Origin of the sequence: Bacillus cereus group sp. BfR-BA-01408, assembly GCF_022663305.1 — a bacterium.
Taxonomy (GTDB): domain Bacteria; phylum Bacillota; class Bacilli; order Bacillales; family Bacillaceae_G; genus Bacillus_A; species Bacillus_A pacificus.
Window position 1 is genome coordinate 1 of the sequence record NZ_JAKUFF010000107.1, and the last position, 11144, is coordinate 11144.

The following is an 11144-nucleotide window of genomic DNA, read 5'->3' on the forward strand; positions in this document are numbered from 1 at the left end:
ATAAAAAAAGAACGGCTGTCTAATTGAGATTTCTCAGGTCCCAATCTGACAGAAAAAGTAGAGTTACTGACAATAACTTTACTCCCCGGTGAATACACGTTGCTGTCAACAACTTGTATTCCATTTACACACTGCAACACCAGTATGTAAAATTCTCCGTCCGTTCTAGTTAACTATGTTATTAGAGATATAAAAATATCTGTATTTAGTATAGTTAATTAGAGCTAGATTGTAAAGGTAGAAATCCGTATTTAAGTTTGTTTGAATATGGAGAAAACTCTGTCTTTTATCTACTTTCCAGAGAATTTTTGAGGTGAGCAGTGTTATAACTGCTCACCTTCTTTATTGTCAAAAATCTAGTGGAAAGGAGATTTAACATGGATAAAGCGCAACAAGCAATCGAATTGATTTTACATGATGGGTTACGAAAATATAAATATAAAAACTCAAGAGCTAGCATATCCATGTTAGACTCTCAGGATTCTAGTATCAAAATGGATGACAGATTTGTATTTATTACACGTACAAAAGAAGATTTAACGAACTCATATGGTACAAAGGGAGTTGTATTGACTTCTCAAGAAACAGTACTGGACCATATTGGACAAGCTACACATTGGACTCCAAATATTTTTAGAGTGGGAACGTACATAGATAGAAACAGAAAGATCATTAAAGGGCATGAAGAACGAAATTTAAAACAAATTAATTGTTTTACTGTTGATATTGATACAAAAGACCTTACTCCAGGGGAAATCGTACTTGCAGCAATGGACAAGCAGTTAGGAATGCCTACAGTTATTGTTGAAAGTGTGAAGGGATACCAGGTTTATTTTGTGTTGGATAAACCATTATTTATTTCGAATAAGAACGATTTCCGGGGATTACGTAGTGCAAAAAGAATCAGTGAGAACATCAGAAAAGCTCTAAGTGTTCTTTTACCTGGTGTTGATTTGACATGTAATGATTTCGGATTCTTCCGTATGCCAAATGAAGATAACATAGTATGGTTTGATGCAAACAGTACATGTAATTTATCTCATTTAATTGAATGGTCTAAAGATCAAGATATCGGCCATCGTAGAAGTTTATTTACGGTTATTTCAAATAAGCAAATTAAAACTACGCAAATTACTGAAGGATGGGTGCAAAAGGTATTAGCATGCACACATATCAGAGGTCAAAAAGGCGTATTTGGACGTGATAACGCTGTATTTACACTTGCGTTAGCATGCTATTCTTCAAGAATGACTCAAGATGAGGCATATAATTTACTGGATGAATTTAATACAAGCCTAAAAAGCCCTTTGAAAAATTCAAGTATTCAAAAGGCTATTCGTAGTGCTTTTTCAGGTAAATATAAAGGCGCAAACAAAGAGTACATCAATCAAATTTTAGAAATTTGGTCAGATAGAAAGGTAACATTTTCAACTCTAGTACCATCGCAGTATTGGTATAAACATAAGAAAGCACGCAAGGATCGTGTGCGTAGTCATTGGTATGAGTGGGAACAAGATATCATTGACTTCTTAAACGTGCAAAAAAATACCGAAAAAGGATTCGTATATTTTACTCAAAAAGAAATATGTGAAGTGTTGCGAATTCCAAGAAGTACGTTAAACAATGTGCTAAAGAAATCAAAGAAAATATATCTCCATGTGATCGGTAAAGGTAGTCAACGACAAACTGGACTGTCTACTTTGTTGTTGCTTTTTAATAATGCTATTGGTCGTACAACAGAACAAAAAGAGTTGTACTTGGAGTTTATTCAATCAATCGTCCCTGGAGCTGCAGAGCGATTATATGATCTACTCCCAAGGGATAACAGTGATTCTATCACACTAAATACGGGCTAATTTGGTACTTTGTCCACTATGCCAATACATATTTCTATTATAGTTTTTTTCTTTTTGGTTTTCTGTATGAACTACAGTACGTGAAATTATTTATTGGCCTTTTATTTTGTTTGGAGGTTGTTTAGATTTTATTTTTATGATCGATTGTTTGTTCTTTACAAGGTGTATTTTTACTACAGTATGTTCTGTTTAAATTACTGGATTTTTTTATTAGATGCTTTTTTAGACATCGATAAAAGGAGCATTAAATTGTTTGTAATAGGGAAAAATTAGATGTTTTGAAATGCATGGTGAGGTGCGAGAGGATATTCGAAGTTCTGATGGGATTGATAGATTTATTATCTAGATGCAGTGTGCTGAAAAAAGTAGACTAAACAAAAGTAATTTCAAAATATACAATAAAAGTTGATTTTGAAGTTACTTTATGTTTAGTTTTCTTATGTTTATTTTTCTTTCGGAAGAACAATGCCTTTATACAATTGAACTGTAATGAAGTAGTAAATTGAGTAAATGACTATGAAAATTATTATTGGAAGCCAAATACGGAAATATGGATCGATTAGGATGAACGAAAAGATGTTCATACCAACTAATACATGTGTAATCCCTACAATCGCTGGGAATAGGAATATTAAGAATAATTCTTTATAAATTGACTTTGTTAATAATTCACGGCGCACCCCGATTTTACGAAGCATTTGATAACGCGTAATATCGTTTGATGCCCCAGATAGAATTTTAAACATTAAACAGCTTGCCATCATTGCTAAGAAAGCAATTCCTAAGAAGAAGCCCATAAATACTGTCCCGCTCGAAATGCCGTAAAAACCAGTATATATCGCGTATTTACTTGGTATATCATCAATTTTTATATTTTTATATTTGATTAATTGTAACTCGTCAATTTTTTTCCATTCTTTTGTGTATGTTAAGAAATTATCTGTTTTTCCAATGAATACAGTACCTTCTGTATCTTTTAAGCTATCATATATTTTTTGATCGACAATTTTAATTGTTCGATCGGGATGCACGTAAGAGGGCTCCAGTGTTCCGAAGGCATCCTTCCACTCTGCCGAAATTAAATTATCTGCACCTTCGGAAAATTCTCCTACTGGTAGCTTTTCAGAAGCTCTTTTTTTCACTTTAGAAGGATCTTTTACTCCTTCTTTAATATATTTAACATTTTTTACGAAAGGACGATTTTTTTCTAAATCTTCTTTTACATAATAAACATATTTATCGTCTGTTTTATAGCGATATTCGCTGTTCTCTTTAAAGGTAATATCATTTAAGATTTTCTTTTCTTCAGTCGTTGGATTATGAATCGTAACATCATAAATTGCAAGAGTATCTACATTCATCATAACGTTATTTTTAAATGCCATACCACCTGAGATTGCCCCCGCTCCAAGCGCAACTAACATCGTTACTGTCGCTAGTACGTTTGTTAAGCTGTTAATACGGAAGTTTAACTGTGCAAATGTAAAAGCATTAAGTCCTTTTTCAGTACGTTTTTTATTACTTTTCATCTTTTTAATAATAAGAGGTAGGAACGTTCCAAATAACATGTAAGTTCCAGACGTTACAGTAATTAAAGCAATAAAAATCCCAGATAGCTTTAACTTATCCATGTAAATCATAGAAGCATAGCCAATTGTTAATAAAATAATCCCCAATACTGCAAAGATAACAGTCTTCGCACCTTTTACAGAAACACGATCTGTTTTTGAATTTGCATGTACAAGTTGTAGGACTGTAATACGTGATAATTTGATACTATTTATAATTGCTGATAATACAAATAGCACAAAGAAGAAAACACAAGTAACAATCATGGAGGAAATATAAAATGCTTCATAACCACCTGCAGTAAAATCCAGTTGTTGCATTAGTAGTTTACCAATTACTTGTGCAAGCCCTACACCTACTGCAATCCCGATTACAAGGGAGGCAGCACCTAATACAATTGTTTCGATGAACATAAGAAATGTAACCTTATGTTTTTTTGCTCCTAACATCATATACATACCTAATTCTTTTTGACGAAGCGATAATAAGAATGAGTTTGCATATATAATATAGAAGAATGTAATAATTGCTAATAATATTGAACCGGCTTGGAATACTATTCCAATTTCGCTAATAATAGAGTTTGCCTTAAGAAATGCTTCGTTTAACGCTAATGTTTGGAACATATAAAAAATTGAAATGGACATGACAAGACCAACAAGTAAGACGATATAGTCCTTTAACTTACTTTTTAGTCCTGACATAGAAAGTTTAAATAACATGCCTGAACCTTCTTTCTTATGCTTTTTGTTTACCTAAGTCTGCAATTACATCTAAAATCTCTTTATAAAACAACTCACGTGCACCAGTGCGGTGAAGTTCTTTGTATAACGTTCCGTCTTGAATGAATAAAATACGCTGACAGTAACTTGCACTATATGGATCATGTGTAACCATCATGATTGATACGCCCTGTTCTTCATTTAAGTTTGTCATCGCATCTAAAAGACTTGTAGCATTTTTAGAATCAAGCGCTCCTGTTGGCTCGTCCCCTAAAATTATAGCTGGTTCATGCACAAGCGCACGTGCGGCTGCTGAACGTTGCTTCTGTCCACCAGATACTTCAGATGGATATTTTTGAAGTATAGCTGAAATACCTAACATATCCGCTACTTTCTCTACTTTCGGTCCAATCTTACGTGATGGAACACCTTGAAGCGAAAGTGGAAGTGCAATGTTTTCATAAATAGATAAGTTCTCTAATAAGTTAAAGTCTTGGAAGATGAACCCTAATTTTTTCGAACGGAAATCAGAAAGCTCACCTTGTTTCATTTTCGTAATATCCGTGCCCGCAATTTCAACAACGCCGCCCGTTGCTTTATCAAGTGTTGAAATTACATTTAATAATGTCGTTTTACCAGAACCAGATGGCCCCATAATTCCAATAAATTCCCCCTCTTGAATCGAGAATGACACACCTTTTAATACGTGTGATTGGTTTTCGCCTTTTTTACCGTATACTTTTTGGACGTCTTTAACGACTACAACTGGTTTGTTCATATATATCCCCCTACACTCTCTTTTTTCCTATTATGTATTTTTTTACATGATTTACTGTGGATTATGCTTACATTTGCCTAACATCTTTGTAAAATAAACGAAACGGCTCGATATGTTATTTTAAGGTATCTCAAAAGATGATATTAAAGGTATGTAATTTTTCCAACACTTGCATTTGAATCTGGATCTAAAAATGTTGTAGATACCCCTCTTACCGTTACACTATCTGGTATCCGAATTTCCAATACCAATAGTAATATTTCTATGACATTTCAAGCAGGTAATTGTATTTCATTAAAAGTAACTACAGGAAGCTCTAATGCTACAAAAAATAATGTAGTACAAGTTGATATTTTCTAATGTTCTATAGTATCTAAATAAGCGAGAATTTGTACGCTATATAAAACAGTAAAATAAATATCCGATCCCTTAGCGTACAAGGAACCGGATATTTTGTGTCTAAATTGTATCCGAATGTACAATTTTCTTTCTTTGATATGGTGCCACCTATAGTTTATTTTTTGACTATAAAAGCAGTTTAATTGTTATATTTTCAGTTACATAATCACAATTGATAGAGATATCTTTAAACTTACGGTAAATCTAAATTTAATACGGAAGGAATATCCGGGTTATTTAAACGCAACAATTCAAAGCCTATACCTGAAGTTCCAATCATGAATCCTAAGATATTTGCATCACCGTTTTGATCGAAATTCCATTTCCCATTCTCTACTTTTTGTTTTAATACATATTCTCCAATCCTCTTTGAGATATCTATATATTCATTATTTTTCGTTATTTTAGCGTAAGTCAGAAGGAAATCAAGATTTCCAAAGTCACCATGACATAAGGTATGGGTAGTACCAAATCCTTTAGTCATTAGTATATGCACGGATTTTTGCAAATCAGCATTAATAGTAGCATTTTCAATAAATTGGGACATCATTAATCTACTTATTCCTATTCCGCCTGCCCCATGACACCAAAATGCTGGGGCTTCCAAATTTTTCTCTCCCCTTAAATCTAACCAATTGTCTTGAGTATCATTTACTTTACTATTTTCATAATTTAATATTGCCAATATATCATTTAGTAAGTGAGTTTGGTCCATTTTATAAGCATATTCTAATAATGGCCAGGCATATCCAGAGGCACCGTGTGCTAATCCAGTGAGTAAGGTATTAGTTTTTATTTGATGAGAAGTCTGCTTTAATAATTTTTGAGCAATTAAATCACAAATAGGTTTTAATTCAGTAAAGTTAAATTTTTCATATAGTCTAATTAATACAAGTAGTGAACCACTTAATCCACCTATAAAATCATACATAGTCTCATCTTCAATTAATAGCGAATCTATTTTATTTATATATTCCCTAGATTTATCAATGAGTTTTCGGTCATTCCAAATTTCTCCTAAATAAGCGTATACATATGAAATAGAGCTATATCCTGAGAATGCTGAAGTTGAATGTAATTTCGTATGTTTTACTTTTTCTTCAACATGATTCAATCCAGCGATAGCATACTTTTTATATTTTTCATCATTAGTTTCCTTTGCTAGAACCCCAAGGAATAGAACTATTCCTAGGCTACCGTTATATAAATCAGTGCCTATAGGAGACAATTTAAATTGCTCATTATTATCTAAATTAAGACCAAACCACAAAGCATCTTTGAAATTTTCACCGACAATAGCAAGATCTATTATTTCATCACCGATTTTTTTGGCTTCATTCAAAAACTGATCTTTGTGATTGGTTTTTGTATCTAAAAGATTTTTTTCTACCTCTTTAAAGCCATAAGGAGTATATGTTTTTTGTTCGTTTGTAGCAATTGCACTAAGTGAAAGTTTTATAAATTCTATTTGGCGGTCATGATCTTTGTTACTTAATTTAGTTAGCTTTTCTTGTATTATATCTATTGAATTTTTATCAAAAAAATCCTTGATTTCAATTTTATCTGCACTAAATAAACTTGTTGAACCAACTTTGAAAGTAAAATAAGGTATATCAGCCCTTAAAAGGTCTTGTATTTCATACTTTGTAATTCGGCTAAATTTCGGTTGGAGGTTAACACCATGCCATAGATAATAGAATAAGCTTTCTCTATCAACCCCATTTTTTAAGTACTCAGGATGAATACTTGCCGCTACAAATCTTGCATAAGCCTCAGTTGGTCTAAAAACCTGTCTGGCGAAAGTATCTTTAAAAGCGTATAACGGACCGTTTTCTAATATAAATTCATGTTGATTATTTAATATTAGTTTATACATATCCGTGAATCCATTAATAATCTTTTGAACGTATTCACTAGCATTCGTTTTCTTTTGTTTAATACGTGGAGTATTATTGAATTCTTGTAACTTAATTTTTTGTTTAACCATTTTAATTTGATCACTATATGTATTATCTAAGGCATTTACTGCTGAAGGCTCTACTTCTAGTTCTCCACTTATTCCTAAACCGCTTAAATCATAATCAATAAGAGGATCATCACTGAATTTTACAGGCAGCATTAACGATTGAAAAACAGAGTCCTTAATATCTAATGATAGTTGGATAGAAGCACTTTTAGTATCTGTTAGCTTATCACTCAATTCAATTGTATTACTAAATAATGTTTCTAAGTCTATAAATATAGGATACTCACCATCAGCAATAATATTTTCATGGTGGAAATCTGTTGAATTTAGTATATAAAATAAAGCTATATATCCGCCTTGTCTGTAGTAGAAATTTTCTACTTCCTGCGATGTATTACACTCACTTCCTGTAATAAACTCTTGATATCCATATTCATCTCTGCTTAATACTGTCAGGTTTTTCAGTGGTTTTTTAAATCCTTTTTTATTAATCCAAGTTAATAATTCATTAAATAATTCATCTGTTTTTAACGAACGAGGTTTATATACTAATTTGCCTTTATTATTAAAGTTTAGCATAGCTACAGTTCTTCCATTTTGGTGAGTGTCACCGGCTTCCAAATCAATTGATGTTAAAGTGTTGAAATCCTCACCAAAAAGTTCAATTAGTTGATCTCGATCTTCTGTATAATGATAGACGATCTCAAACATTGCATCTACAGTACTATGTATAGTTTCTACCATTAGTCTAATCATTACAGGATAGGAATTAAATAAGCTCAGGATATATTCTTTGTCCTGAAGAAAATCATTCATAAAACTATCATATCTTTCCTTTTCATTCTCGCCACTTAGTAAATCACCGGTTCTCGCCATATTAATTTCTGTTATTAATACTTTTAATCCAATTCGGCTAATTCTATCAGCTACAGTTGATAAAATATTTTTCTTAAGGTTTTCCATGTTAATATAGGACCTTTTTTCTTCATGTATACCCTTTAATTTATTTGATATTACTTCTAAACTATAGTTGAAAAAAGGTACATAAAATGCATAAAATAGAATGTTTTTAAATTCGTCATAATATTCAATATTTTTATTGTGATAGGTATCATTATTTATTAATTTGTTGACAATAGCGATCCATTCTAAAGAAGTTGTTAACTCTGGATGCTCCTTGTTAGATAATATAGTTTTGAAATGTTCTAACTCCATATTATTTTCCTGAATTAGAGTATTAATAGTTGATTCATTTAGCCCGGTCTTACTTACCCATTTTTGATAAAGCTCTTCATTAAATGCATTTCTTGTATTTTCTCTTTCTAATAAATATGTACCGTGTTGTAAAGTCATATCGCATTCTCCTTTAGTGTATTTATATAATATGTTTTAAAGATGAAAAACATTGAAATTTATGAAAATGTATCAATAAGAATAAATAGACTAATTAAATTGATGGCTTGCTGAGATATTTGACTGTTTATAAACATGATATGGTTTCTCATATGTATAGAATTTTTTCTGAAATTAGAGTAACTATCTTCCAACGGATTGAATTTCTATACCTAAAATATACTTGTTCATTTATGTTAATAACAATTAGTAAAATTTAATTAAAAAATTGTGAGTTTTTCATGTTTTTTTCTGTATAGTTTTACATGTCTCGTGATTTGAGATAGTTTCCGTAACATATAAGGGCCTTTAATTAGTTTCTCGTTTTTTAATAGAAGACTTTTATTTTAAAGATATAAAGGTATAAAAGATAAATTTTCTTAGGCGTAATTATGAGGTGATTGGTATAATATAGTAATACGAATGAAAGAGAGGAGATAACTAATATTAGTAAATCGGGTATGCAAATTCCATACGCATCCCAATAAATATTAATAATTATAGTAATTCTTTACAGTTGCGTTGTATTCAATGTTTTCTTTACAGTTGGATTGATATGAATGAGGAAATATATAATGTTATTTTTTGTTTAGCTATCAAACAATACGCATATTATGATAGAGAATACTTATACAATATTGTTCCGAAATATTCATTTAGAGTAAGGAGAAGGAAAATGAACGTTGGTGAAAGAATTAGGCAAATACGTATACACAAAGAATTTACGCAAGGAGAATTAGTATCTGGGATATGTTCTATAACGTATCTAAGCAGAATTGAAAATGGACAAATTAAACCGTCCGCTTCTTTTTTAGAAAAGGTCGCCAAAAAGATGGAAGTTGATTACAATTTTCTTGTAGGAGCAGATTATGAGGATATAGAACCTAAGCTTCTTGAAATATGTAATAGGTATAAAAACGAAAATATTATGAGTGAAAAAGACTTATCTTCTTTAGAACTGTATGTTCGGGATATAGACTCTAGTACCTTATTGTTAAAGGCTTATGGTGTCTTAATATATTATCATTCCCGAAATAATAATTTAACGTATGTAGCCCCAATCATAGAACAAGCCTCGCAAGTAATTCCAAGCCAAGTAGAGAACCAGTATACTGAGGATTATATATATTATTTAATGGCCCGTGGACATTATTTTTTTAATAAACAAGACTTCGTTGCAGCACATGAAATCTATGTAAAAGCAGATAGTTTACTTGGTATTGAAGAAACTAGGCAACACGCTGATATATATTATAATTTAAGCTTAATAAACCAAAGTCTTTATAAAGATCAAAGTATTAGTCGCTTGTATGCTAAAAAAGCCTATGCATTGTATAAAAAGTTAAAAATAGAAAATCAGGTAATAAACATTCTTATAATCATTGCACTACAATATGAATTAGATCATATGTCTGAGAAGGCCCTTGAATCTTTAAAACAAGCAGAAATTGGTGCAAAGGCTAGTAATAATTCTATGTATCTACCATTGATTGCATACAATTACGGAAAAATATATCAGGGATTGAATGATTATACTAATGCTATTAATTATTATGAAAAAAGTTTACAACTTAGCGAACTTTATCCACAACAGACAGAGAAGATATACTCATTAAGAAGCATGATAGAAATTTATATGGAATTTAAAGACTGGAAAAATGTTAATAATCTTATGGAGGATGCATTTAAGATATTATCAATCCAAGATGTACCTTATGCACATGTACAACTATATGGCTTTAAAGCCAAGATATGTAGCATACGAGGGGATTATTATGGGTATGAGAAAAATATGCAAAAAGCAATTGAAATGGGATTAGAAAAAAAACAGTATACATTAGTTCGTGAATTAGCTTATGAACTAGGAAACTATTTTAATGATAATCGTGCTTATAAAATGTCGGCAAAATATTTTAAAATATCGATTGAAAATTCTGGATTTTAAAAAATATGAATGTGTAATAAAGGTTTAGAATTTTAATTAGTTAAATTTATAACTTTAGTACTAGAAAAATTTAGATTCTAAATTGAAAATTTTTACTTATTCTTTTTAACCAAGCACCTCCATTAATATTTAAAGTAACAAAACACTTATTAATGGAGGTTCACTTATGAAGATAAAAAAGGTATTTTCAATTATTGCAATGTCTATTATATTTTCTTGTTTTTCTTTATCTACTAATATCAGTTCTGCGGATACCCCGAAAAATATAACTCCTCAAACTTATGCCATCGATACGCCTCCAGTCTATAGTGACTGGAGACCCCCTCAAGTTTAATACATATTTACATAATAAAGTATATATAAGGCCCCCCACTTAAATGAAGTATTTAGGTGGGGGGCCTTATATATTGGTTTTATAGACAATTAAGTTATAAATAATTAGTTAAATTTATAACTTTAGTACTAGAAAAATTTAGATTCTAAATTGAAAATTTTTACTTATTCTTTTTAACCAAGC

Annotated in this window: 6 protein-coding genes; 3 read left to right on the forward strand and 3 right to left on the reverse strand. The window is 31.0% G+C overall.

Annotated features, from left to right (window positions below):
- The first annotated feature begins 377 nt into the window (after positions 1-377).
- Positions 378-1856, forward strand: a complete 1479-nt coding sequence (locus tag MR083_RS24780; protein WP_000356471.1) for a primase C-terminal domain-containing protein — start codon at positions 378-380, stop codon at positions 1854-1856.
- 443 nt (positions 1857-2299) lie between these two features.
- Here the strand turns inward: MR083_RS24780 and MR083_RS24785 are convergent, their stop codons facing one another.
- The 3 genes from MR083_RS24785 to MR083_RS24795 form a co-directional block, all read right to left on the reverse strand.
- The gene (locus MR083_RS24785) at positions 2300-4147 is read right to left on the reverse strand and encodes an FtsX-like permease family protein (RefSeq protein WP_242269988.1); all 1848 of its coding nucleotides are present in this window, start codon (positions 4145-4147) and stop codon (positions 2300-2302) included.
- 16 nt (positions 4148-4163) lie between these two features.
- Positions 4164-4925, reverse strand: a complete 762-nt coding sequence (locus tag MR083_RS24790) for an ABC transporter ATP-binding protein (protein WP_242269989.1) — start codon at positions 4923-4925, stop codon at positions 4164-4166.
- A 592-nt stretch (positions 4926-5517) separates the two neighbouring features.
- Positions 5518-8643 (reverse strand): type 2 lanthipeptide synthetase LanM family protein, encoded by a 3126-nt coding sequence (locus tag MR083_RS24795; RefSeq protein ID WP_242269990.1) that lies wholly within the window; start codon positions 8641-8643, stop codon positions 5518-5520.
- Between the two features lie 715 nt (positions 8644-9358).
- Here MR083_RS24795 and MR083_RS24800 point away from each other — a divergent pair.
- Together MR083_RS24800 and MR083_RS24805 are read left to right on the forward strand one after the other, a co-directional pair.
- On the forward strand, positions 9359-10627 hold the full coding sequence (locus tag MR083_RS24800; RefSeq protein ID WP_001100509.1) for a helix-turn-helix domain-containing protein: 1269 nt from the start codon (positions 9359-9361) through the stop codon (positions 10625-10627).
- Positions 10628-10793: 166 nt separating this feature from the next.
- Positions 10794-10961: a hypothetical protein gene (locus MR083_RS24805; protein WP_154214304.1), complete on the forward strand. Its 168-nt coding sequence runs from the start codon at positions 10794-10796 to the stop codon at positions 10959-10961.
- Positions 10962-11144: the final 183 nt, after the last annotated feature.